This window comes from Colwellia sp. MB02u-14 (assembly GCF_014076915.1).
In the GTDB taxonomy this organism is placed as follows: Bacteria; Pseudomonadota; Gammaproteobacteria; order Enterobacterales; family Alteromonadaceae; genus Colwellia_A.
The window spans coordinates 188,660-214,849 of sequence record NZ_JACGUX010000001.1; the positions used below are offsets into that span (position 1 = coordinate 188,660).

General features: G+C 33.6%; 16 protein-coding genes and 2 pseudogenes. 4 read left to right on the forward strand and 14 right to left on the reverse strand.

Features of this window, described 5'->3' with window-relative positions; translation table 11 throughout:
- Positions 1-25 precede the first annotated feature (25 nt).
- The 3 genes and pseudogenes from H4J52_RS00765 (at position 26) to H4J52_RS00775 (ending at position 4,136) form a co-directional block, all read left to right on the forward strand.
- The gene (locus tag H4J52_RS00765) at positions 26-1,636 is read left to right on the forward strand and encodes a hypothetical protein (protein ID WP_182180686.1); all 1,611 of its coding nucleotides are present in this window, start codon (positions 26-28) and stop codon (positions 1,634-1,636) included.
- 114 nt (positions 1,637-1,750) lie between these two features.
- Positions 1,751-2,836, forward strand: coding sequence for an acyltransferase (locus tag H4J52_RS00770; protein ID WP_182223472.1), 1,086 nt, complete (start codon positions 1,751-1,753; stop codon positions 2,834-2,836).
- Between the two features lie 263 nt (positions 2,837-3,099).
- Positions 3,100-4,136 (forward strand): annotated as a pseudogene (locus H4J52_RS00775) (IS110 family transposase).
- A 254-nt stretch (positions 4,137-4,390) separates the two neighbouring features.
- Here the strand turns inward: H4J52_RS00775 and H4J52_RS00780 are convergent.
- The 12 genes and pseudogenes from H4J52_RS00780 to H4J52_RS00835 form a co-directional block, all read right to left on the reverse strand.
- Positions 4,391-5,431: pseudogene (locus H4J52_RS00780) on the reverse strand (IS3 family transposase).
- Positions 5,432-5,535: 104 nt separating this feature from the next.
- The gene (locus H4J52_RS00785) at positions 5,536-6,627 is read right to left on the reverse strand and encodes an acyltransferase family protein (RefSeq protein WP_182224084.1); all 1,092 of its coding nucleotides are present in this window, start codon (positions 6,625-6,627) and stop codon (positions 5,536-5,538) included.
- 28 nt (positions 6,628-6,655) lie between these two features.
- On the reverse strand, positions 6,656-7,279 hold the full coding sequence (locus H4J52_RS00790; protein ID WP_182224085.1) for an acyltransferase: 624 nt from the start codon (positions 7,277-7,279) through the stop codon (positions 6,656-6,658).
- A gap of 54 nt (positions 7,280-7,333) precedes the next feature.
- On the reverse strand, positions 7,334-8,266 hold the full coding sequence (locus H4J52_RS00795) for a VanZ family protein (RefSeq protein ID WP_182180681.1): 933 nt from the start codon (positions 8,264-8,266) through the stop codon (positions 7,334-7,336).
- A complete protein-coding gene (locus H4J52_RS00800; protein WP_182224086.1) occupies positions 8,253-11,216 on the reverse strand; it encodes a hypothetical protein in 2,964 nt (987 codons plus the stop codon). The genes H4J52_RS00795 and H4J52_RS00800 overlap by 14 nt, the downstream gene beginning before the upstream one ends.
- A gap of 20 nt (positions 11,217-11,236) precedes the next feature.
- Positions 11,237-12,652, reverse strand: coding sequence for an archaeosortase/exosortase family protein (locus tag H4J52_RS00805; RefSeq protein ID WP_182180679.1), 1,416 nt, complete (start codon positions 12,650-12,652; stop codon positions 11,237-11,239).
- On the reverse strand, positions 12,652-13,533 hold the full coding sequence (locus H4J52_RS00810; RefSeq protein ID WP_310649669.1) for an XrtA system polysaccharide deacetylase: 882 nt from the start codon (positions 13,531-13,533) through the stop codon (positions 12,652-12,654). The genes H4J52_RS00805 and H4J52_RS00810 overlap by 1 nt, the downstream gene beginning before the upstream one ends.
- 49 nt (positions 13,534-13,582) lie before the next feature.
- The gene (gene prsT, locus H4J52_RS00815; protein ID WP_182223474.1) at positions 13,583-16,192 is read right to left on the reverse strand and encodes an XrtA/PEP-CTERM system TPR-repeat protein PrsT; all 2,610 of its coding nucleotides are present in this window, start codon (positions 16,190-16,192) and stop codon (positions 13,583-13,585) included.
- 129 nt (positions 16,193-16,321) lie between these two features.
- Positions 16,322-17,107, reverse strand: coding sequence for a THxN family PEP-CTERM protein (locus H4J52_RS00820; RefSeq protein ID WP_182180677.1), 786 nt, complete (start codon positions 17,105-17,107; stop codon positions 16,322-16,324).
- Between the two features lie 760 nt (positions 17,108-17,867).
- Positions 17,868-18,872 (reverse strand): NAD-dependent epimerase, encoded by a 1,005-nt coding sequence (locus tag H4J52_RS00825; RefSeq protein ID WP_182180676.1) that lies wholly within the window; start codon positions 18,870-18,872, stop codon positions 17,868-17,870.
- 59 nt (positions 18,873-18,931) lie between these two features.
- Entirely contained in the window at positions 18,932-20,278 is a 1,347-nt protein-coding gene (locus H4J52_RS00830) for a UDP-glucose/GDP-mannose dehydrogenase family protein (protein WP_182224087.1), read from the reverse strand.
- Between the two features lie 166 nt (positions 20,279-20,444).
- Positions 20,445-21,299 carry a ThiF family adenylyltransferase gene (locus H4J52_RS00835; protein ID WP_182224088.1) on the reverse strand — a complete coding sequence of 285 codons (855 nt, stop codon included), beginning with the start codon at positions 21,297-21,299 and terminating at the stop codon, positions 20,445-20,447.
- A gap of 195 nt (positions 21,300-21,494) precedes the next feature.
- Between H4J52_RS00835 and prsT (H4J52_RS00840) the strand changes: the two genes are divergently transcribed.
- A complete protein-coding gene (gene prsT, locus H4J52_RS00840) occupies positions 21,495-24,242 on the forward strand; it encodes an XrtA/PEP-CTERM system TPR-repeat protein PrsT (protein ID WP_182224089.1) in 2,748 nt (915 codons plus the stop codon).
- Between the two features lie 113 nt (positions 24,243-24,355).
- Here the strand turns inward: prsT (H4J52_RS00840) and H4J52_RS00845 are convergent, their stop codons facing one another.
- Together H4J52_RS00845 and H4J52_RS00850 are read right to left on the reverse strand one after the other, a co-directional pair.
- Positions 24,356-25,162, reverse strand: coding sequence for a PEP-CTERM/exosortase system-associated acyltransferase (locus tag H4J52_RS00845; protein ID WP_182180669.1), 807 nt, complete (start codon positions 25,160-25,162; stop codon positions 24,356-24,358).
- Positions 25,163-25,277: 115 nt separating this feature from the next.
- Complete coding sequence (locus H4J52_RS00850) at positions 25,278-26,102, reverse strand: patatin-like phospholipase family protein (protein ID WP_182180667.1); 825 nt, start codon at positions 26,100-26,102, stop codon at positions 25,278-25,280.
- Positions 26,103-26,190 lie beyond the last annotated feature (88 nt).

Consider the following 26,190-nt stretch of genomic DNA (forward strand, 5'->3'; position numbering starts at 1 on the left):
ATAAAGCTATTTGGAAGGGAACAGCATGATTTTAGAATATAGAAATAATGAATTTAGTTTTAATGGAAAAGCGCTGAAATACAAAAATAAATTTATGCTCGTACCGGATAATAACCATAATTATCATATCAAGGAAGGGAGTATTGAGCATAATGAACGTCAGTTTGTATTGGTAGATACCCAAACAACTGAAGTTATAATTAATGCGTCTTGGTTTGGCGAGTATCCAATGTTTTATTTTATTCGTCCTCATCTCATTATTATTTCTTCTTCTTATAAAGCTTTATTAGAAAGTTTACCTGCAGAAGACCTTAAATTATTAGCTTTTGATCATACGGCAATATATGAGTCTCTTTTATTTAATGCCATATTAAGATCACGGACTTTTTTTGAAAATATCAAAAAAATTATCTCCGGGAAAAAATTAATTATTAATGCTCAAACCTGTGAAACTAAAGAAGAGCAGTGTTTCATTTTACCCTTCAATAAAGGGGAAGAAATTAGTGGTAACGAAGACACGTTAATACAACAAGCGGCCGATATTTATGAGCAGCTAGTTTTACCAGAGAAAACACAAGCTAAAAATATATTATTACCACTTAGTGGCGGTTTTGACTCTCGATTATTAGCATGCCTAATGAAGAAAAATGATATTGATTTTCACAGTATTACGTTTGGCACGAAGGAAAGTACAGAACCCTTTATTGCTCGAAAAATAGCAAAGTCACTCGATGTTAATTTAGATTATTTAGAATTAAAAGATGAATATTATGATCATTGGGGAGATGAGGTGACTAAATTAACCGGGGGGTTAAGTAATCATCGACATTGTCATATGTATGCCTGTATGAGTGAGCATAATATAGGCAGTGAACATATTATGCATGGCTTTCTTGGTGATGTTTATGCTGGAGCATCGCAGCCTAATAGTGCCTTAAATTTTTCAATGAGTAGCGACGAAGCTATAAATACATATATTAAAAAGCATACGGAAAACTCATGGGTTTGGAAGCAAATGTGTGAAGCGGAAAAAGATAATGTCACCGCTGATCTTATGGAAATAATGACTGAAAATAATTCAGTAAATTTGCCCTGTCATTTTGATGAGTATGTTCATAATGTTGACCGACAATTTGCGTTAATTGCAAATGTCTTCACCCCAATTGAACAGTTTGGTAATGTTATACGTCCTTTTGCTAACAAGGATTACGCTTTATTTTTTAATACATTACCATTTGAATATCGAAATAATAGAAAATTATTCAAGCAAGCGTGTCTTAAACTGTTTCCTAAAGAATTTAGTTTGGGAAACCAAGATCAGATCTACCAAGATAATAGTTTTAAAGGAAAATTAGAAAATTTATTGAGTAAGTATTATTCAAAAGTTGCTTATTCAACACTAAAATATAGTAAAGGTAAGTTTGTTATCCGAAACCCGAAAGCAATCGAGAGGCATAATGAATTATTGTTTACAACTTTAAATGAAAAATTAAATCAGGCGATCTTACCTATATCTAAATTACTAGGTAAAGACTTAAATTATCTGAAAGTACTAAATAGTGACTTACAAGGACAGTACGGGGTCTTAGCCTTGGATGTATTACGGGAAGAAATAAATAGACTGAGAAGGGTTTAACTATACAAATATCAATCCTCATATATCTATTTTATAACAATATCTAGATATTAATTAAACATAACGCGGTAAATAAACCACGTTCGATAAAAAATTAAAATGTAGCCTTATTAAATGAGTAAACTAGAAAAAAATAGATATGGAACCATTGATGGTTTACGAGGACTGGCAGCCATAAGTGTTGTTCTGTTTCATCTTTCGGGAAATTTAAAGGCAGAATTAGCTGAGTTGTTCCCTGACTTTGTTAATTTAGTTATTTCGTATGGTTATTTAGGTGTGCCCGTGTTTTTTGTGATTAGTGGCTTCGTTATTTCACTAAGTATTGGCTCAAAATCAATAACGAAGGGCTATTTTGGCGGCTTTGTTTTAAGAAGAAGTATTCGATTAGATCCCACATATTGGGTATCTATCTTGATTGCATTACTATTGTTATTGTTTAAGGAATATTACACAGGGGAAGTTATTAACTTCCCCTCTATTACTAATATTTTATTTCACATGTTTTACTTGCAGGATGTTTTTGCCATCAGTCCGCAAATATCTGTAATTTACTGGACTTTATGTTTAGAAGTTCAGCTATATCTATTTTATATCTTAAGTCTTTGGTTAGCACAAAAAATATCCACATTTAATTTCAGTAACTCTACTCAGCTTCACCATTTTATTATATTATTTCTGGGAGTGGGCTCATTATTGACAGATTACAATCTGATCAGAATTCCTATCTCGGGGCTATTTATATCATCATGGCACTACTTTCTGATGGGAGTATTAGTAAGTAATGCTGTAAGAAAGTTACCAAATGCTGGATATATTCTTTTATTTTGGCTTGCTTTAGAAATTATGTTTCAAAGTACTGTATTTATTAAAGCTTATTCTATAGCCGGAATATTATCTTGTGCGACTATTTATATCCTTTGGCGTAATGAAATGTTGAATAAAGCGCTTACGAGTGCACCCTTCCAATTTCTTGGTAAGATATCTTATACATTATACCTATTGCATCCAGATATTGGTTGGAAGGTTATATCTGTAGGGAAATCAATATTTCATGGGAATTTGACGCCAGTAATTGCAGGAATGTTATTTTTACTGGGTATTACCGTTAGTATCTTTGCTGCTTATATACTTCATTTAGTTGTAGAAAAACCAACGTTAATATTATGTAACAAGTTAAAAAAGCACCCATCGTTAAATTAACATATATATAAAATTTGCAGGATATATTAAGAGTATTGTTCTCTTTCACTTTTAGGCATTAGTAGATTATTTTATGATAGGTGCTAATAAGGTACATTTGAAATGCTAATCGCAGCTATTATTAGAGAGTAATAATTATCTGAAAGGATAAACTATGATCTGGTCAACTAAATTCAGACACCCTAGATAATTGGACTCCCTCACCCCTAACGAGTGAGGTAATATAAAAGTTACTACACAAATATATTATAAAGAGTCCTAATATGTGTCGTACCAAAGTTGGCGTTGATTTAGCAAAAGAAGTTATTCAAGTTTGTATTTATAGAAACAAAAAGGTGCAGTAAAATATTGAAATGACACCGAACGAATTTCTTTGTTGGCTAGTTAATGCAAAACCCGTCACGATAATATTTGAAGCGTGTGGCCAGTCGAATTACTGGCAGCAGTAAGCGATTTTGGCAGGTCACGATACGCGTTTAATTTCAGCAAAATTAGTTGCTACGGTTAGAAAAAATCAAAAAATGGATAAAAATGATGCATTGGCTATTGTCCATGCAGCATCATTACCCGATGTTATTTTTATTGGTGGTAAAACGGTTTAGCCGCAACAATTACAAACCATTAAGCGCTTAAGAGAGCTTGCTGTAAAACACCAAGGTGCCTGTCAGAAACAATTAGTGTCTTTATTATTGGGATTGAATATTCGTATTTCTAATCGAAAAGACGGTATTACCAGTGCGATAGACAGAGTGTTAGAAGATGCAACGAATGGATTGTCAGCCGAATGCCGTATTGCAATAGATACAGCTAAAGTGTCTTTGAAAGTATCGATTGAAGCGGTTCAGCACTATGATGATTGTTTAGAAAAGTTAGTTACTACTTATGCTGATTGTAAAAAGCTACTCAAGCTTGAAGGTGTTGGTACCATGAATGCGATTAATCTATATCTCGCACTAGGTTGCTCCGACATAGGCGTATTCAGAAAGGTAAAGACACTTCAGCCTGTATTGGTTTGACGCCTATTCAACATTCTTAGGGTGGTTTTGTTAAATTAGGCTCAATAGGAAAGCACTGTAAAAATAGCATGCTAAGAAGTCAGTTAATTTGTGGTGCAATGGCTGCGGTGAATCAAGCGGTTATACGAGAAGCCAAAACTAGAAATGATGTTTGGCTTAAAGGGCTTGTAGAACGAGGAAGTAAAAAGTGTGCAGTGGTGGCACTTGCTAACAAAACGGCAAGAACAGCTTACGCGATGCTAACACAAGGTACAGAGTATAAAGCTGAATTATTGGCAGCTTAAAAATAATTGAATCAAAAATGTAGTTTAAAAGCGTTCAAACAACAAAAATGCAAAACGAAGATAAAAATCAGCAGGCCAAGACAGTCCTTAACATAGAGTATAAAGCTCGTACCCTAGATTTGTCAGCCTGTTCGCGTAAATATAAAAGAGCCAGAGATAGCTTCTCATTTAGACCTCGTAAATAAGTACGCATTTATTTCTTCAAGTATTTATTTTTGTTGTTGGCACGGAGGAGTCCACATAAGTTAAGTTCGCTAAGCTACCTTTTTCAATTCTCTTTCTTTACACTCAAATTCATTGGGGTTTTGAAAACCAAGATATGAGTGCATTCTTTTGCTGTTGTACCACATCGTGATGTAGTTAAGCACATCTTGTTGAGCTGCATAACGTGTTCGATAGTTACGCCAATGCACGCGTTTTTGTTTTAAACTACCAAAGAAGCTCTCTGCTACCGCATTATCCCAGCAGCAACCTTTCTTACTCATACTGCCCACAAAACCATGTAACCTGAGTATTCGTATATATTGATGAGTCGCATATTGACAGCTGGATCTGAATGTACTGTCAATCTAGCCTTTGGTTTTCGTTGCCACATAGCCATGGTGAGTGCATCACAAACAAGTTGAGCTTTCCTCCTTGTACGCATGCTCCAACCGACAACTTTACGAGGGTACAGGTCGATTACTATCGCCAAATATAGCCAGACTTATTAAGTCCATATGTAGGTAATATCTTGCACCCACGGTTGATCAGGTTGTCGAACATCAAAGTTCTGCTCAAGTTCGTTCGCGTAAACGGGGTTGTTGTGTTCGCAGTTTTTCTGCGGCTAACTGGGAAGCTGAGTGCATTCAACGCTTTTTGAATACGTCTTTGAGGCTTTCTTTTCTGATAACTATAATAATTGTTACTTTTTATACCCAGTACTTGACACATCAATATCACAGGCCAGATCTTCTTATGTTGGGCAATAAATGAATATTTCACTTCGTTTCTTTTGCAAAGAAGACCGTCGCTTTTTTTAATATCTCACGCTCCATTTCTAGGCGCTTTACTTGGGCTTTAAGTTTACGGATTTCATCTTGCTCTGGCGTTAGCTTTCCGTTTCCTCTAAAAGCATGACCATCATCATTTTCAGCTTTTTTGATCCATCGACCAAGCACTTGAGCACTGACTTCTATATTTCTAGCTGCTTCTGCTACTGCGTAGTTTTGATCCCTAACGAGTGCAATTGCATCTAGTTTGAATTCTTTTGAATAAGTTTTACCGTTTTCATTTGTATCTCCAGTTAAGTCGATTATGTCTTAATTGGGGTAGGTGCCGTTAGCTATATGCATAGCGTATTATTATCCTGCACGTTAGTTATATTTGTTGTACGTACGTACGTCGTTGCCTACACCTTTTATTTAGAAAGCAACAAACGCTTATTATTTAGTTTTATTAGCTTATTAGTCAGTTGTTTTGATATCTTTGAGAGAGGAATTGACACTAAACATGATGCAAGTATTACAAATGAAATTTTATATATTATTATTTTAGGATCGTCTGCAATTGAAATCCATCCAAAGTAGGTTTCTGATATTTGTATGAAAAAGGTGTGTACTAAAAAGATAATAAAAGCATGATAATTAAAAAAAAGTAAGAATCTAGAAATAACTTGAATCGAAAAAGCATACTGAAGGATGGGTCGTAAAATCAATAAAAGGCTAATAGCCAGGAATGCTACGGTCATATAGTAAATATCTTGGTAATAAGCATGGTTTGCTAAATTTATATCTAAATCTGTATTTAAATAGATAATTAATATGTTAATACTACATATAACAATAATGATAGCCTGAAATTTATTATTACTAAATTTATTGGTTGCATATAACCAAGCCCCCCAAGCGTAATAACCCATACTGGCTAATGGCTGATATAGATTAATTTCGTTGATACCCTTAAATTTTATAAGAAACATACTACCTATATTAGAGTTAGTGTGTCCTATTGATAAAATTATCGATACTAAAACAGGCAGTAATAGCCAATGGGCAGATCTACTTGAAAGTATGAATATGGGGAGAGTAAGTAGGGTAATAAATACTAATGTTCTCAAAAACCATACTTGTGAAATTGGATAGGGCTCATTTTCTATAGACATATTCATTGTTAATACATCAAAAAAATTGAAAATATTTACATTTAAAGTTGGGTGTAAAAGAAATATTAGAATAAAAGCCAATAAAACAATGATCAAATAAGGGGTGTATAGCCGTATTAATCGATTACTTATAAAATGAACACTATTTTTAGCTCTTAGAAAACTATAATAAGTAACAATTCCTGAAATCATGAACAGTGATGGAAAAAAAGCATTAACATAACTGCTGTAAGGCAAAAAGAACCAAGATAAACCTAAATGAGCAAGTACAACTCTTAAAATTAAGAGTCCTCGTAGGTGATTTATAAATAACTTATCTGAGTTATTAACGTCTCTATTTATAATCAATTTATCAACCCTTTATAAAGTAATAATATTATTCATTTTTATTCTGCTTCTTTATGATGATTGCGGGGTTTCCTCCCGCAACTACCATAGCAGGTATATCTATGTTAACCACGCTGTTTGCTGAAATAACAGAGCCTTCTCCAATAGTTACACCTGGCAATATAATTGAGTTAGCCCCTATCCAAACATTGTCTTTTATTTCTACAGGGATACTTTTTCCCTTTGTATTAACTCTATTAGCCACTAATGGGAATGAAATGTCATGGCCATTGTTATCAAAAATATGGCAATTAGCAGCAATAAGGCAGTTTTTTCCAATTTTAATTGATTGATTTGCGTGAATACAAGTACCGTGTATACGTGTATTACTACCTATTTTAATTACGGCACCTGCACTATCGGCAAGTAATTTAACAGGAGAGTGCATATTAATATGATATCCCTTATTTCTGGAATTTAGCACTACACCGTCGTCAATAATCAACTGACATTTTTCCCAAATATCAATCATTGGGATACCATTTAAATTTAACTGCCCTTGTATATCTATATTGTGTTTTGTAGATAAACGCCAAATAAAAATTTCTAGCCATAATTTTTTAGTGAAACTAATGGGCTTGATAATAATTTGAGTTATAAGTTTTCTTAGCATGTTTAAATTCCATTATATTTCATCGATAATTCATTGTGATGTCGGGCTTGGAAGTTACTTCAGTTCAATACTCCGAATGTAAATTATTTTGTTTGATGTTAAGTTCATCGCGAAAAATGTTACTTCACTTAGGTTTGTAATATCAATATATCTTGACTTAGCAGCCGTGCTTATCTTATTTATTGGAATAATAATATTATTTATTTTCGGTGTTAATAAGGTGCAATAATCAAAACGATCGCCATAGGCTTGGTTACCTGTGTCATGAATCATATCGGTGATTTTTATACATAACGTAATAACTTCAATGCCCTCTAAATATAGGGAAGTCTTAAAGGAGTGATAACCCTCCCAGTTTTTGTAAAAATTATTTAAGGTCAATGTCGTATATTTCTGATTTGCGACTAATGTAGCTTTTAATATTTTATTTGTACTGATACTGTTAGTTTGTAAAAGCGATAGTGATTTTCCAGACCAGTTATTCAAGTCATTCTCAGAATTAAAAGCGGCCAAAGTTGGCAATCTAGAATTGATCAAATACTCCATTTTAATGGCGGAAAATAACGTTTTTTGTTGCTCTATAATTAAACTAATTGCAATAAATAATAATATTAATGAACTAGCATTAGTGCTTCTTTTAACGAAGTAACAACTGTTTATAAGTAATGCACCCAAAAAGCTGAGGTATACATCGTTCCAGTCAAACTTCCTGCTAACTTTTATCTGTATTAACTCTATGATAACACCAAATGAAATAGCAATAATAAATGATAATACAAAAGGGGAAAACCTTAAATAATGCCTAAATTTAAGGTGGAATAGTGTGCTCAAAACAGCAAAAAAGAGGATATGCCCATTATTCCATAATAATAAGAATATTCTATTGTGATAGTCTGTAGGTCCGTCGATGAAAAAAAATAGGTATATCCCAGTAATTAGCAATATATATAGAAGGTTGTTTATATTTGCGCTTTTATTCTTCAACATTTAGCTTGATAAGCCCCATTGACGAAGACTTTATGTTTCCTGATGAATTATTATTGATGTTTAGGCTAAGCGTCAACCTTGCTTCTTCTTGTTTAAATTTAAAGTTATATTGTGCATTCGGAATTAGGTTTGTAATTAACACTTCTTTGGTTGCTTCATTGAAGTCCATTGTTAAATTTTCTATTTTGGTATTATCCTTCGAAAACACGGCTAAATAATTATCTACGACAATTCCAAAAGCATTTGAACTTTCAATTAAGCCTGTATTAGGTTTTTGAACATTGGGGTTTTTAAGTAAAATAACATGTGCAAAGTTATCGAGTAAATTTGGCGTTTTTGCTTGAACATTCATTGTCCATTGACCTAGATTTGGGTCTTTTTTGTACATATTATCTTTATAATCGGTATGGGGAGCAAAAGAATGTAAACGACCACTAACATCTTCTGTATCAAAGTAGTGTGGAACGGAGACAATAATTTTGTTGATGGTCATGTCTTTAGAAGTAATTGAGTTTATTTCTTTCCAATGCTTATAAGTGTTAGCAATTGGCATCTCAATCGTATATTTATAGCTTTGGCCATTAATAAACTTACCAAATAAAGTATTACTTGAATTATCAACTATCTGAGTCGTATACTTTTTATTATCAGAAATATAAGATAATTGATAGCCTTGCCATTGACCATCTTGCCAAGCCGCATTGTTATCAATTAAAAGATTCTTTGTTATCTGAGTCGGTTTGTCGGAGTAATAAATTTGTTTGTGTCCATTAAAAATTACTACCTCATGACTATTTTCGTTGTCATTTGTCTTACCCGTAATCGTTAATGAACCATTGACATCTTCACCTGATACAAATATTTCTAGCCAGCGTGGAATATCTAATGTTACAGGGTTTATGCCCTTAACATTATTATGTGATATTAATATAGTATCGCCGCCTCGGATAGTTGTAATATTTTCCTTAGGTAAAAGCGTATCGATATAGGTATTATTTAAAGGGTGCTCAATTTTTACATTACTATTGTTTTGGAATTGCTTCATCCCAAGATCCGAATTACTTAAGGTAGATACCGATTTTGGTTCGTCTACAGTATGTATGGTCCAAACTTTTTTGAAATTCTTATCGATTGACTTTACCCGATCGAAAATAACGAAAACGTCAGGTCGGATGAATAAAAATTCACGTTCAAAATAATCTACTTTTTTCGAGTAAGCTGCTGATGCATCACCAACGGTATAAGTATAATCGCCAGGTTGATGTTCAAATTTTATAATATTAGCTGTTTCATAAATACCTAAAGGGAATACATTACCAACCCTATCATTTGCTATTGCACATTTTTGGTCAAGGTTAAAACATAGGTCTTTATTCGATGGACTCACTTCGAAAATTTGGCCACCAAGGTTATCCGAAGTAACTAACTTCTTGCCAGAATATAATTCGCCTATTTTACCATTGCTTTCAATATCATAGCTTTCTCCAGGGTCAAATATTTTCAGGGTGTTCTTTGAAGTTGATCGAACATGGTACCAGAGATGCTTTTGGTTGTCTTTATTATTACGAATTCTTGACCCAGCATGTGGAATGACTTCGGTATTGCGGCTTATAAGAAATGAATTAGCGTCTTCAAATCTCCTGCTGATCCCTTCTCCGGCTAGAAAAACACCAAAAGTTGCATTCTTACTCCAGTCTGAACGCATAGTAACTATACCAGGCCCGCTAAAATAGCTCGCTGTTGGATTTTCATTTGGAGGGGATGAACTGAGGGTATCTTCAAAATATATTAGCTCCCAAAAAAGGTCATTATAGGGAGCGCCACAGCGATCTTTTTGCATACCATTTTTTACATAGTATTGCATTTTAGAATCTTGATAAAGAAATGCAGTTACAGCGGTTGCATTTTTATATGGCTGGCTCACAGAACTTGTTTGTGTATTCCAGATTTGAGACCCAGTGTGGGTGGTGGTACCTGCTTTTCGACACCACTGGTCTACTTGATAGATTTTTTCAGTATGGGGAACTGAAATATTTTGATAAAATTTTGCTCTAAATTTATCATGCAATGCATTTTTAAAGTATTCTTTTCCTGTGAGAACATGGTGTTGTAATAGTAAATTTATACTGAAAGACTCATCATGAGCGTCATAACCGATATTATCATACATTCCGCCATACTGACCTTTAAGGGCATCGTTATAGTCTGAATTACCGGCAATTCTATTTTCAATTTTACTAAAATGTCCATCAAGAGATAGTTGTTGGTCAACCACACGGAGGAAATTACTTGCGTTAAATGGAAACGCTTTATCATCTTTATTTTTTTCTAAATTGCTATCAAAAAATATTGCTGCATATGCGTAAGCGGGTGCTTTAACCGAAGCACTGTGGTAACCCCATTTCGCGTCTAGTTCACCACGAGATTCTGCTATCGATGCTACATACCAAGGGTTGTTGCTTTTCGATACTCGCTGCATTATTGATAACTTGCTAGCTTCATCTAGTTCATTAAACATAATATCAACGGCATATAGTTCAGTTAATTTTGGTACACCTTTTGATGGTAGCCGTTCTAAAAACTTTTTCTTATATATTGAATTTTTTGTTGCTTTATAAATTAATGCTAAATTTACAAGGTCTACTGGGTTGCCTTCATCTTCAGATTTTTTAATTAAATTAAACCAACGAGAGTACGGTTTCCTTGCATTGGGCCCATACATGCGATTAATAACTAAAGTAAGTCGCTCTATATCTAGTAATACTCTAGGGTGTGATTGTCGTTTCCAATCATTAGAAGGGTCATCAGGTTGAAGTGATATTGAAGGCGGTAAGGTATTATCATTGCTCGCAGGAGTCTCACTTGCAACATTACTTTCGTTGCATCCTAAATTAAGAAGGCATAGAGTCAATAACAGAACAACTCTGTAAATTTTAATGAATATGTTCATTAGATAAACCTATAAGGTGTTTAATTTGGAGATTGACACCAAATTAATTTTAGTTTCATTTTTTCTTCGCTACCTAACAAATAGCTTATTTCAAATAACTTGGCCAGATATTTATTAGCTGTCTGGCTATCTGAATATTCGAACCAATAATAAAGAGTTGAATTTTTTCTATTTTTTATTGTAATTAAATCAAGTTTATTAACGATCATAGGTTGATGTAAATAATCCAGCTCAATTTTTGAACGTTTACTCACTATACTATAATTTTTATCAATCAGGTTGTTATAAGGAAGAATATTCTCACCGGGAGTTGTAAAGTCATATGTTCTTATCACTAATTTACATGCTTTGTTTTGATGAGTAATGCCAAGCTGTTCTTCGTTAAAGCGACCGTAAGCACTTAACAATGGAAAAAAATCTTCAGACTTGATAACTAAGTTATCAACGGATGAAGGCGTTTTTAGCTGCTGAAGCAAAATATTCTTAGTCAAAAAAACAGATGATATTATTAGGATAAACTTTACCATATGCATTGTGTAGGATAAATTTATTCCATTGTCAGTGTTTTTTTCTTTTGTCTTTACATTTGAAGTATACCCGTATTTTTTTCTTAAATGGTTAGCTAAGAATACAACACCACTTATGACAATTAAGAACAAGAACATACCATAATTGTCATGTTCTCTCATTAAACTACTTTTCATTTCTGAACTGTAACCAATATATATAAGGCCAATGACTCTAATCCAGTTAGTAATAATACCTAATACCATACCTGTGAGTATGATTAATAATTTGTATCGCTTTGGTAAAGCTTCTTGAAGTGCCGCATAAACAGCTAAAGCAAAACCTATTTGAAAGTAACGAATACCTGAGCAACCTTCAGCAACAACAATTGTCCCAAACGGTGTTTCAATATAATTATCGTGGATATATATAGTAAGATCACTAAAGCTAAAGAAAAAGGTCACGGCATATGTTGTTAGATCAACAAAAAAAGTATTAAAAAATTCCCAGAACGGAATGGCAAAAAGAAAAAATATTAAAGGAAAACTAATTGCCCTCAAATATTTTAACCCAAATATATAATAAATAGCTGTTAACCATATGAAATAAAGGCTAAATTGTTGGAATATCAAAATACCCCAAAATGAAGAGATTTCGTGGGCAAGGGTGAATAAAATAAGCATTATTATTAAAAAATGATTACTTTTAGTTTGATGTGTGTATTTAGCCGATGTATTGAATAATTCAAAAATTACAATAGCAAAAATTAAATAACCATGACCTAATGATTCGTCGAATTTATTCCACTTATCAATATAAGAAAATGCGGTCGATGGCAGTAGTAAACATATCACTGCCAACAACACTAAGGCGATTATTGGCGGGATATACTTCTTATTGAAAAAATTAATTTTATGTTCTTCAAACATCAAAAGTCACCAGAAGCAATATTTTTCCATTCTCCTAAATTAGGATAAGGTTTATTCATATGATTATTGGCAAGTGTTTTGAAATCAAAAGTAGTACATAATTTTTCTAATTTATTTAATGCACTATGTTGGTTTATACGATGCCTAAAATTAGATTTTAATGTACTTTTTATTCTCGGTTGCTGGGGATCATATTCCCACGGGTGTGTATAAAAGTTTACAAAATTTAGCTGCTTTTCAGATGACTTAAGCATTTTTTCAAATATAAAAAAGGGTAAAAGGCGAAAATATCCACCTCCACCGGCAGGTAGTATTTTGTCTCTAAATTTCACCGTTGAAATAGGAATTTCAAGTAAACCATTTGATAGATAATATGGTGTTCTAGGGGCTCTAGGTACACCATACAGATCATGTGATATAGGATATGTGCTAGAACTATACTGATAACCTGCTTTTTGGATTTCTTCATGCGCCCAGCTATTTTCCGGTGTAATAGAAAAGCATGGCGCGCGGTACCCTATAACTTTGTTGGAAGTAAGGTGTTCTAATAAGTCTTTTGCTTGGTTTATATCGGAACTAAATTCTTTTTGGTTTTGTTTTGTAATATGTTGATGGTTAAATCCATGGCTTGCAATCTCATGACCATAGTCTGCAATTTTTTGAACAAGTTTTGGATGCTTTATCGCAATTATCCCTAGAATAAAAAAAGTTGCCTTGGCTTTTTTTTCTTCAAGTAAGTCAAGTAATAAACTTATTTGGAAATCAATTCTACTTGGATAATTATCCCATTCTGAAATATCAATATCGTTTGCGAAAGCTTCTACTTGAAAGTATTCTTCTACATCAATTGTTAGAGATCTTTGTTTGTTTTCAATTTGCACTTTACTTATAACCTTCCTACGATTTTATTAATATTAACCTAATAATTACTTACTTACTAATAGCTGCTTTGATTACTGCTAAAGTATCTTTAATATCGGTGTTATCAGGTGATAAAAATACAGCTTTATCTATATACTTCTTAGCTTCAATAAATCTTCCTGATTCATATAGTATCCATGCCAAATTATTAAGAGCAACAATGCTTGATTCATCGTTAACGATGACTTTTTTGTATTGCAGAATTGCTTTTTGTTTATTGCTTTTATACAGCTCGTTAGCATAATAAAGACGAGTTGTTACTTCTGTGGGGTTGAGTTCTAAATAATTATCCATTATTTCTGCTGCTTTTTCGGGCTTGTTAAGTCTAATATTTGAATCAAAAATAAATGGAATTAACTTTTGATTATTTGTTTGTTGATAGCTTTCAGTTAGCAGCGTTAACGCTTCTGAGTACCGTTTAGAAAAGAATAATGCCTTACCTTTTAAGCCTGCTACAGTTGGTTGTTTTTGTTGTTCATTAGATAGGCTCTCAATGTAGCCAATTGCTTGGTCTGGCTTATTGTTAAAAATATAAAAATTAGCAAGAACTAATCCGATTTGAGTGTTATCGGGATATTTTGAATGTAGCTCTTCAAAAGTTTGCGTTGCTTTGTCTAAATTATTAAGTTTTTCATAAGCCATTGCTAATTTTTCAATTATTTTATTATTTTGATCATCTTCTGATATCAAGCTTTTATATATTGTGATGGCTTCATCGTATTGTTCAATTTTGTTATAAGATTCAGCAAGCGCTAGATTGATTTTTTTAGTGTTATATTGTGGTGGGAATTTTATTGATTTTAATAAGTCGATTGTTTTAGCGGCTTGACCTGTTAATAAATATATTTGAGCTAAAGTAAACCTTTCTTGGAAATCATTAGGGTAATTTTTATATTTATTTATTAAATTCTCTAAAGCTTTTTCTTTGCCAACAAGGCTTTCTTGTACTTTTAAATACCCTTTTATAACTTGTATAGTGTGTTTGTCTTTATCAATGGCTTTGTCAATATATGTAGCTGCTTCTTTGTGTTTATCTTGAGCAATTAGTATATTGCCAATATAAAGATTTGCGGGAACATTATTATCATCAATTAACAATATTGAATTGTATTGTTTAACAATAGCATTTTGATCAGGTGATTGCTTTCGCATTTCTAATCCTACAAGCAATAATTTATTTTCTATATTTTCAGGGGCTTCAACTATCCACGAATTAATATACTTTTTGGCTTTTACTGAATCATTTGCCGATATTAATGAAGATATTAATAACATTTTTACTTTTGATATTTCTATTACTGGTGCATTAGTATTAATAAGACGTTTTAGTGATTTTTCTAAATCTGTAATTCCACTTTCATCACCAGATGAAAGCTTTGCTAAGCTGATACCATTTAATATTTTTTGATTTTCAATGAGGCTTATGTCAATTTTTCGGAGTAATTGAGAAGATTCTATTTTTTCACCACTTTTTAATAATTCCAAACTAGCTAAAGCAAACATTTCAGAGTTGTCTTTTGACGAAGACGTTTTATCGTAAGCGTTAGCAATTGAACTGCCATCACCAAGGCGCAGTTGAATAGCAATATATAATTTTGTAATTAACGGATTGTTTGGAAAGTTAACTTTTAAAGCGCTAAGGTGAGATAAGGCTTGTTCGTCATTTCCTAAATGATAATGGACTAAACTTGCCGTTAATTTAGCTTGAGGAGTGAGCATACCCTGGTTTAAAGTAATATTTATGTGATTCAGCGCTTTTTTATAGTCTTTATTTACTAAGTCAAGTGATGCAGATAGAAGGTTTATATAGGGTTGATTTGGATATTTTTCTAACAACGCTGTAATGAATAATGTCGCCTTTTCAGTATTATTTGCTCTAACATAACTGTCGGCTAATTTCAGAGCTATTATATTATAGTTAGGTTTATTTTCTAGCATATTTTGATATACTAAAGCGGCTTCATCATATTTTTTTTCTGAGAATAATGCATTAGCTAGCAACTGACAAATCAACCATTGTGCTGGGTAATCGGAACACACCTTATCTAAACTCTTGGTGGTATATTCGATATTCGCCGGCTGTTTATAGGTATCTGCAATAGCAGTATTAACAGCAATGAGTTCTGGTTCATTGAGTTCTAAAGCCCATTTTTTAGATAAACTTGCTAGGTCAAAACTATTCTGTGCTTGAGCTTGGTTTAAATAACTTAACGAGGCTATATATGAAATCTTGGCTTTTTCAAAGATTGATAAGCTTGCTTCTTCTTTTTCCCAATAGGTGATTATGCCAATGTGATCATCTAATGCATAAAGTGTTAATAAATAATTTTTTGCAATATTAGTTGGATTATTAACTAATTTTAATACTTTTAAGTATTCTTTTTCGGCGTTAATAAAAAGGCCTAATTGATAATAGCTGTTTGCAATTAATATACGGGCTTGGGCATTCTGAGGTTGATCACGAATAATGTTTTTGGTTTGAATAATAACTTCTGAGTATTTTTGTTCTTCATACATACTCTCTGCCTGCATTAGTTTATCACTTAAGGATACTTCTGAACATCCTGAAACTAACATTAATAATATACAAAGCCTAATTTTTACTAAATACCCTTTCATCATAATCCCTTTAAACTCTAACTCTTAATGAATATATTGCAGAGTTCCTATTAAACAACATGTAAAAAAAAAGTCAATTGATAGTTCAATTGACTTTTATATGAAGATGAATAATCGTTTACTACAGATTTATGATCTACGTTTTCTAGATGAAGCTAAACCTAAAAGACCTAGACCTAAAATGGCAAGTGAAGTTGGCTCAGGTACAGCTACAGTTCTATCTAATCTTAAAAAAGTATAAATAGATGTTGTTTTATTTTCCTCAGTCCAAAAACGATTATACGCTAGAGGTGAAGCACCTTGGTTGTCTGTAGAAGCGAATATAGTGATTTCATAAGCCCAACCTGCAATTACAACAGGAACTGTTACCGGGAATGAAGCACCATTTACAGTATAATCGAAACGGTCATCACATACTGAACCATGATCATGTTGAACTAAATCCCCTTGGAATTTTTCGCCATTATCTTTACTACCAGCGTCACAATCACCGTTTCCTGTTTCTTTAAAATCGATATTAAATTCTGTATTGATTACATTGCCTGGAAATGGTGTCCAGAGACTGTCATCTGATGTTACGTTCAATATACCACCAATAATTGCATTGACTAATGTTCTGCCGCCAATTGGATAATTACCATGAGTTAAGGTTGAAAGTAAGTAGTTTGTACCTAAGTCATTTATATCTGTTGGTGCTTCATCAACTAATTCTAAATAGCTTGGGTTATTGTCAACATTAGTACCCCAAGAGATTTTTGAACTAAGACCAATATCGGTTTGTGAGACAGGGTCTCCATTAGTATTTGTAGATGAAGTGAAACCACCAGTACCTTCAACAGTTATGAATGCAGCGTTAGCGCCAACTGATAAAGACGTTACTAAAAGACCTATTGTTAATTTTTTCATTAAGTTCATTTTTACTTTCCTTTATTTTGTAAAATGCTATTTTTTAGCTCCTACCAGATAGTATGCACTAGGTGTGCCACATTTTGTTTTTTTATTATTTACAGTGTTTTATGTTTTTATTGTGTTTTATTTAAACCTCATGTGTAAAAAAAACGGACATAATCTCAGCTAGCTTTCTTGACCGCCTCACCTTATAAGTAAACTCAAAAGGTGAGGCATATAATCGTGCTTGCATAGTATCTTTTTAGCCATATGTAAGACTTATTTTAATGTAGCCTAACATTATGTGATATTAAATAACTCCTCTTGGCTTTATGTGGAATAAAACTAAATTGTTCAGATTTTAGAGTATTCCAAAAAGGAATATGCTGTAAATGTTAAAATATCCAATTTAGCTGATACTTATGCTCAAGCTTTGCTAAAGTCAGGAAAGAAAGGTGAAGCATGATAAAAGCTAAAGCTGCTTATGATTTGTCTAAGGGAGTGAATATCGTTTTAAACTTTGCTGGAATTTTATTTAGCAAATAAATACAACGAAGAAGTTCATGTATATTAGATGACATAATAGTAGTACGTAGGATCTAAAACTCAAAAAAATTATCTAATTCACTTCTAAGTGTAAATGTTTTAAGTATTCATATAAGTGTTTTAAACGGGCTATATTACTTATCGAAAGAGTTTGTAAATATAGTAGCCATCACCTAGTGAAGTTTGGTGATAGCTAATTATGAAGTGTTACTCCGAATATTTCAGGTTAGTTAAGTTCAAACTATGAATAAAATTTTCGATACCATTGAACAAAATTATCCACGCCTTGTTCAACACTCATCGATGGTTTGTACCCTGTAGCTGTAAATAAATCTTCAACGTCTGCATAGGTTTGGTAAACATCACCTGGTTGCATCGGCATAAGATTTTTGTGGGCTGTTGTACCAATAGATTTTTCTAACGATTGGATAAAGTCGAGTAATTTAACTGGATTGCCATTCCCAATATTAAATATTTTATAAGGGGCTGAGCTATTGGCTGCAGAGGCCGTTTCGATTTTCCAGTCATTATTTATCTGTGGAATAATATCTTGAATACGAATAATTCCTTCAACAATATCGTCGATATATGTAAAGTCTCTACGCATATCACCTTGATTATAAACATCAATTGGCTCACCATTTATTATAGCTTTGGTAAACTTAAATAATGCCATGTCTGGGCGCCCCCAAGGGCCATAAACTGTGAAGAACCTCAGGCCAGTAGTGGGAATGGCGTACAAATGTGAGTAGGTATGAGACATTAATTCGTTTGACTTTTTCGTTGCTGCATACAAAGAAATCGGGTGATCTACACTATCTGAAGTTGCAAAAGGTATCTTACTGTTTAATCCATAAACTGAACTTGATGAAGCATACACAAGATGCTTAACATCATTATGACGACATCCTTCTAATATCGCTAAATGGCCAATTAAGTTAGAGTCGGCATACGCCATAGGATTATCTATTGAGTATCGAACGCCAGCTTGTGCTGCAAGGTGTATAACACGATCAAATTTTTCACGAACAAACAAATCACTTATACCGCTTCTGTCTGCAAGATCTAGTTTGATAAATTTAAATAAAGGTAATTTGGCTAATACGTCTAGCCGAGCCAACTTTAAATTTACATCGTAATAATCATTAAGGTTATCAATACCGATAACATCATGGCCTTGTTCAACTAAACGTTGAACAACATGAAAGCCGATAAAACCAGCAGCACCTGTTACTAAAAATTTCAAATTTTTTCCTAAACTTTATATGTATTATAGGGCGTAATATTGTTTCAGCCAGACTACGTTTAACCTACATTTTTATTAATGCTTTCACCACGGCCAATGCCATAATAAGCAAAGCCACGTTCCTTTAACAAAACTGGGTCATATAAGTTACGACCATCAATAATCACTTTGTGTGATAATGATTTTTCAATTAAATCAAAATCGGGCGCTCTAAATTGACTCCATTCGGTACAAATTACTAAAGCATCGGCACCATTTAATGCTGATTCTTTAGTGCCAACCAAAGATAAATCATCGCGAACACCATAAATACGTTGGCACTCTTCCATGGCTTCGGGATCATAGGCTTGCACTTTAGCGCCTGCCTTCCACAATGATTCCATTAACACCATTGCTGATGCTTCGCGCATATCATCGGTTTGAGGCTTAAACGATAAACCCCAAACAGCAACAGTTTTACCGGCTAAGTTACCATTGAAATATGTATTTAGGTTGTTAAATAATTTCTGTTTTTGTGCATAGTTAACGCTTTCAACGGCTTCCAATAAAGCTGGCTTATATTCAATACCGTGAGCAGTACGTACTAATGCTTGTACATCTTTTGGGAAACATGAGCCACCGTAGCCACAACCAGGGTAAATAAATTGGTAGCCAATGCGAGAATCTGAGCCAATACCGTGGCGTACAGCTTCAATATCAGCCCCTAATAATTCGGCTAAGTTTGACATTTCGTTCATAAATGAAATTTTAGTGGCTAACATACAGTTTGCAGCATACTTAGTTAATTCTGCAGAGCGTACGTCCATAAATATCATGCGGTCATGATTACGGTTAAACGGTGCGTATAGTTCTCGCATTGAGGTTTTTGCTGTTTCGCTATCAGTACCTACTACGATACGGTCAGGCTTCATGCAGTCATTTACAGCTGCGCCTTCTTTTAGGAATTCAGGATTAGAAACAACATCAAATTCAAGAGCAACTTTACGTTCAGCAAGCACCGAGGTGATTCTAGTTGCTACTTTGTCTGCAGTTCCAACTGGAACGGTTGATTTATTAATAACAATTTTTGGTTCTGTCATGTAAGTTGCTATGGTTTCAGCCACTTTCAGTACATATTTTAAATCAGCAGAGCCATCTTCATCAGGTGGAGTACCAACAGCAATGAATTGTATTTGTCCGTGTAATACGCCAGCTTGAGCATCTGTGGTAAAATTTAGCTGTCCATTTTTATGAGTTTCTTGAACTAGCGGTGTTAAACCTGGTTCATAAATTGGAATTAAACCTTTTTTAAGGTTATCAACTTTAGTTTGGTCAATATCAACACAAACTACATCATGCCCTACGGACGCTAAAACGGCTGCTTGGACTAAGCCAACATAACCAATACCAAAAACAGTGACTTTCATTATTTCCCTTTAATCTTATTTTTAAACGTTAAATTAGGCATTATTAACTACGCCTAATGTTTAGTTGTATTTTGAAACGATACCTAATTTACTTATCGTTATTCAATTAATAGTAATTGATTTTGACAATATTTAATTGTTTTATCTAGTCAGAATAGAAACAAAATTATTTTTCTACAATTTTTTTGGCCATGTGGAACATTATCCTTGGCATTAAGCCTGCATTACCAAATGGTCGCCACGTTTTTTTGAATTTATTGCGATAAGCATCGAAATGAAGACCATGGGGTGCAGCGATTATTTCACCACGATTCAGTAATATTTTAAGTGCATAAGTTTCAGCAATACCCGCGCAAAGGTTAACTGCCATAGGGGTAGAAGGGCCGCGTTTTTCTTTAAAGCTTACTCGGCTTTCATCTACTAGGTATGAGCGCTGTAACATGGCGGGAGATAAACCGATTAAAAATTGAATGAGTTGATCGTCTTCAGTTTGTTTGTCTTCAAAACGAAAATATTCTTCATAAGTCATTTTTCCAGGCAGAAAGCATAAGAAAGCAGCTCCCATTCCAAGAGGCGCAGCTGTAATTACGGGGATGTTTTTTTGATAACATTTTTTAAACACTGTTTTTCGAGCTTCTAAGGCAAAAAAATCTAATGCATCAACATATAAATCAATACCTTCTAAAAATTTATCTACATTATGATCAAAAATACCTTCCGGAAAAGACTTTATCTGTGCTTCAGGGTTGATGTCGAGGGTCATTCGTTCCATCACATTAACTTTTTGTTCTCCTAAAGTTGACATGAAAGCGCCCGATTGACGATTAAAATTATGTACTTCAAAATCATCGAAATCAGAAATGTGAAAATTTCCAACACCCAGTCTGGCTAACGTCAGAAGATGTACTCCGCCTACGCCACCAGCGCCAGCTATAGCTACGTTTTTCCCGCGAAGAATTTGTTGCTCATCTTCAGTAACCCAACCAATGTTTCTAGAAAAAGCTTTTTCATAGTTAAACATTCTATATACCTTTAAAATTTGTAATTATGTGAATAGCCGAAGAAATTAAATTGTATCCAGTAAGTCATATTACAAATATCTAACCTTATTATACTTTGTATATGTTGTAATGATTTATATTTCATATAAAAAGATGATTTAATGCTTTATTATCATATGTAGTATTTAATCTAGCAAAAACATACAGGAAGTTTAATGAAATTTTTAAAGTCGATAATATGTATAAGTGTTGTTATGGTTTTATCTGCATGTTCTGACACTGAGTCGGCACAAACATATATCGCTAAAGCAGAGAGTTCAATTTTAGCAAAGGAAAACAACACCGCAATTATTTCATTAAAAAATGCCCTTAAAGTTGATGGTAAAAATGCATATGCTAGATTCTTATTAGGCCAGTTATATCTGGGCGCAGGAGATGCTGAAAATGCAGTAAAAGAGTTAGAGCGTGCTAATACATTAAAATATGACCTTGATAAAGTGCTACCTTTATTAGCTCGTGCCTATATATTGACAGAATCTGATGATGATGTTTTAGCGCTTGAAATACACGAAAAGTCTTTATCAATACCAAATACTCAATACCTCGCCTATAAAACTTTAGCATCATTGAGATCTGGAAAACATGATCTTGCCCAGGCAATAGTTGATGAGGCACTTTCTCTATTTGGATCAGATGGCTACAGCCTGTTAGCGAATGCCTATTTAGCCTTTTCAACACAAAATATTGAGCAAGCAAGTTCACTTGTGAAGCAAATTTTAAACGCGATGCCAAATAATGCTGATGCACTTATGTTACAAGGTCAGATTGCGACGGTTGAAAAAAACTATGCTTTGGCTGTTGATAGCTTTAAGCAATATCAAGTATTACAACCTAATTCAGGTAAAGTGCAATTTTTCATCGCTGATTCGTTAATCAAAAATGGCCAGTATGATGAGGCTGAGGCCATTGCTGATGTTATTTTAGCAAGAATTCCGACTCAACCTTTTTTACAATATATTAAGGCGATGGCACGCTTTGAAAATAAAGACTACAAAACGGCAAACGTTCTTGCTAATCAATCATTAAGTTCAGGGTTTAATTCTTTTAGTTTGAAATTAGTTGCCGGGGCAAGCGCTTTTTATCTGCAAAACTTTGAGCAAAGCCATCGTCATCTGAAAGATTTGATTTCATATTTACCCGCAGAACACCCGGTCAAAAGAATGCTTGCGTTAAGTCAATTACAGTTAGGTTTGATTGATGATATTAGCGAAACACTAAATGGTTACGACTCAAAGAATAAAGAAAACGCACAGTTTTTATCTACATTAAGTTATGGGTTATTAGAAGTAGGCGCTTACGAAAAAGCACAAGAAATGGCTAGTTATGCCGCTAGTGCAGAGGATATGACGGCTGAAGAAGTTGCAAGAGCCGGTATGTTAAAACTGATGATGAATGATCCTTCTGGCATTGAAAAATTAGAATTAGCTTTACAGCAAGACCCTGAATTGATTTCAGCAGAGCTTGCACTGGCCTTTGCTTCAATTCAGTCTGGAAACTTGGCTAGAGCTACTAAAATTGCAGACAAGTGGTTGGAGTTATACCCAAATAAAGCAGGGGGACATAATCTACAAGCGAGAATCTTATTCAAAAATAATAAATTTGAGGAAGGAAAGGCTGCATTAGAGAAAAGCCTAGCATTAGAGCCTAATAATGTGTACGCATTAACTGAAATTGTAAAGTTGGCTGCTTATCAAAAAGATACCAAACAAGCTACGTTATTGACAGAGCAGGCACTTAAAGCACATCCGAATAATATTGAAGTACTTCGCCTATACTTTGAGTTTCACAAAAATGAAGAAGGCTTAGAGGTGATTGCTCAGGTTCAAAAAAGTAATGCCGATAATGTTAAACATGGAATTCTATTAGCCGAAGCTTTTATACAGTTAGATCAATTTAGGCAAGCTAGTACGATATTGAACGGTTATCAATTGAGTGGAAGAACGCCAAAACGTTATTGGCAGTTAGTACTTATGGCTAATGCTAAACAGCCAGATGCTAAAGATGTCTATTCAATTTTAGATAAGTGGTTCAAGAATAATCCTTATCATATTGAACCTGCCTTTTTATTAGCAAATTATTGGACGAGCAAAAAATTTCCTGACAGAGCATTGAGTGTTTTAGATGAAGCCTCTAAAAAGCATCCTAACAATCTAATGATTAATTTGGTGAAAATGCAGGTTTTATTAGATAGTGGTGGAATAGCAGATGCGAAAGATTTGTTTAAATCATTAGACAAATTTGATGTTAATGACGATTTAAAAGCAGGAATAGAAGGTAGGATTTTTTTACTGGAAAGAAATTTTATTGGTGCAATACCTAAACTTCAGCAGCAGTATAAGGCCAGACCTACTAGTAATAATGCGACGTTTTTAGCTTTTGCTTTGGAAGGAAATAATCAAAAATCGCAAGCTATTGAGTTGTTAGAGCAGTTTTCTGATAAGGAAAGTATAGAAAATAGCATTGATCCTCGCGTTAGCCTGAGTTTAGCAAATATGTATTTAGCTGAACATAAAGATAAAGCTATTATTGAATATGAAAGACTTATTAAAGCTAGCCCGAAAAATATTGTGGCCTTAAATAATTTATCATGGCTTTATATGGAAAACAAACAACATTCACAAGCCCTGAAATATTCGAAACAAGCCTATGCTCTTAATTCGACAATACCGAATATTGTTGATACTTATGCTCAGGTCTTATTAACGTTAGATAATAAAGTAGAAGCATTAGCAAAAGCAAAAGAAGCTTATGATTTGTCTAAAGGGAAAGATACTGATATTGCTTTAAACTATGTAGAAACGTTATTAGCAAATAATTATAGAGTGGAAGCCCAACGAATATTGAGCGTAATAACGGTTGTATCAGCGGAGCAAATAGAGAAAAAAAGGAAATTGTCTGAATAGTTGAAGGTTTGTTTTATTCGTAGCGAAAAGAGAAGAAGTACATTTTATTTTCGCTACTTTTATCAGCATTTTCTATGATGTTATTATGAACAGTGAATATTCGACATAGTTAATTAAAACTGACTACGGATATCTTTTTGTATTTCTTTATATAAGCTCTTAAAGCCACTTGTTAGGTTTTCTAAAAATATTTCAGCATTAATATAATAGGGAGCGCGTAAGCCGTGATATTCAATCGGTTCACCAATTTGAATAAACTTAATTCCAACGAATTTCATACTGCGAGCCAAACGTGGCTCCATCATAACAAAAGCGTGTTTAATCCCTTTATCAATAGCTAATGTTCCTGCAACCATATATAAACCGATAGCGATAAAAGGAAAACAACGTAATTCAGATTCTGAATAAGTACTTTCATGAATCGCACCAATTGCTGAACCTTTAAAGCGATCTGACTTACGACGTCTAAAATCAGATTTTACGGCTAAGCGTGAAAACTCGCCAATTTCGGAACGTTTGAAATTTTCTGGTTTGTATCTATCATCTTGAATAGCGTCATAACAAAATTTTTCTATAGGAAGCAATTGAACTTCAGAATTTGAGCAGACGATCCTGACACAGCTAGTGTAGTTTTTTGTGGGTTTATGTTGAATAAGGGCAAAAAGAGAATGAGAGTCAAACTCGTCCATTTCCATACCGTCATCTTTTTGGTGTTCAAAAGCTAATTCTTCGCAGTAAACATTATGACGAATTTTAAAGACTTCTTTTTTTAGATCTTCTGTAGAGGCATATTGAGGTTTGAGAAATTTTGTAAAATGCTCAGCAATGTTTCCCGCATCATGGTTCACCTTCAATGAAGCAACTTTTTTTGCTACATCACCTATTATAGGAGAATTTAATATTATTTTACTAAGACTCATCTACTTATCCAATTGTCATCATCACATTTAGTGACAATAGTTGTCGCATCACCATAGATATTACTATTAATAATAACCTAATATTAGATAATTATTAGTAATAAGTGAAAAATTTTTATTTCGGTCCAAGTTTTATCGGTAATACTTCTTCTGCGGTTTTTAAACCAATATCAAACAAGGCTTTTTTTTGGTCTGTTGTCATGGAAAAGTCAACGGCAGAATAGTTGCCAATGTTCACCACAACGGTATTGTGCCAGAAAGCATCATTAATATATTCACGTGAAAGAGTGGTCATAAAAGTACGAATAAGGAGAGTTACGTATTTATAAATGGGGAAAAAACCTTTGATATTAACTTCGTTATTTTCATGCTCACCCTTAAGGCGAAAACATAATACTGGTGTCCCGTCTTTTGCCCAATCACGATGAAGCGCATCTTCAGACAAAATACTACCGTCAACCATGACATGTTCGCCAAAAGTTTTGAAACTAAATATTAATGGAATGGACATAGAGAATCTTACCGCGAGTGATACTTTTACATCTGGCGTTAGTTCTTTGTTAAAAATAACAGGTGTACCTTTAGCTACATCAGTGGCAACAATATGTAAATTGTAATCAAGTTCGGCAAATGTTTTTCCATCTAGTAATTTATCCATCCATTGCTCAAAGCGGTCGCCCGAGCTTAAGCCGCCATTACGAATTAATTTCAATAATGAAAACTCTCTAAACTGGTTATAGTCCGTATTTAACGCTATATCCTTAATTTCAGAAGGGCTTAGACCAGCAGCAAATAAACTACTGACAATACTGCCTCCTGAAACCCCCACTAAGTGATTAAAGTCGATATCAAACGCTTGTAACGCATGTAAAATTCCAACGTGTGCGGGTAAGCGTGTACCGCCTCCTGCAAAGATAGGAACGACTGTTTTTTTTGTCATACTTTTAAACGACCTTTAATAAGTGATTAAGATACGCAGGGATATAACATATTGTTCTAATTATTTTAATTATGAGCAAAGATAACTG

Bases quoted from the DNA above. Each gene is read 5' to 3' on its own strand.
- H4J52_RS00765 (WP_182180686.1), top strand. From the start codon at position 26: ATGATTTTAGAATATAGAAATAATGAATTTAGTTTTAATGGAAAAGCG.
- H4J52_RS00770 (WP_182223472.1), top strand. From the start codon at position 1,751: ATGAGTAAACTAGAAAAAAATAGATATGGAACCATTGATGGTTTACGA.
- H4J52_RS00790 (WP_182224085.1), bottom strand. From the start codon at position 7,279: ATGCTAAGAAAACTTATAACTCAAATTATTATCAAGCCCATTAGTTTC.
- H4J52_RS00795 (WP_182180681.1), bottom strand. From the start codon at position 8,266: ATGTTGAAGAATAAAAGCGCAAATATAAACAACCTTCTATATATATTG.
- H4J52_RS00800 (WP_182224086.1), bottom strand. From the start codon at position 11,216: ATGAACATATTCATTAAAATTTACAGAGTTGTTCTGTTATTGACTCTA.
- H4J52_RS00805 (WP_182180679.1), bottom strand. From the start codon at position 12,652: ATGTTTGAAGAACATAAAATTAATTTTTTCAATAAGAAGTATATCCCG.
- prsT (WP_182223474.1), bottom strand. From the start codon at position 16,192: ATGAAAGGGTATTTAGTAAAAATTAGGCTTTGTATATTATTAATGTTA.
- H4J52_RS00820 (WP_182180677.1), bottom strand. From the start codon at position 17,107: ATGAACTTAATGAAAAAATTAACAATAGGTCTTTTAGTAACGTCTTTA.
- H4J52_RS00830 (WP_182224087.1), bottom strand. From the start codon at position 20,278: ATGAAAGTCACTGTTTTTGGTATTGGTTATGTTGGCTTAGTCCAAGCA.
- H4J52_RS00835 (WP_182224088.1), bottom strand. From the start codon at position 21,299: ATGTTTAACTATGAAAAAGCTTTTTCTAGAAACATTGGTTGGGTTACT.
- prsT (WP_182224089.1), top strand. From the start codon at position 21,495: ATGAAATTTTTAAAGTCGATAATATGTATAAGTGTTGTTATGGTTTTA.
- H4J52_RS00845 (WP_182180669.1), bottom strand. From the start codon at position 25,162: ATGAGTCTTAGTAAAATAATATTAAATTCTCCTATAATAGGTGATGTA.
- H4J52_RS00850 (WP_182180667.1), bottom strand. From the start codon at position 26,102: ATGACAAAAAAAACAGTCGTTCCTATCTTTGCAGGAGGCGGTACACGC.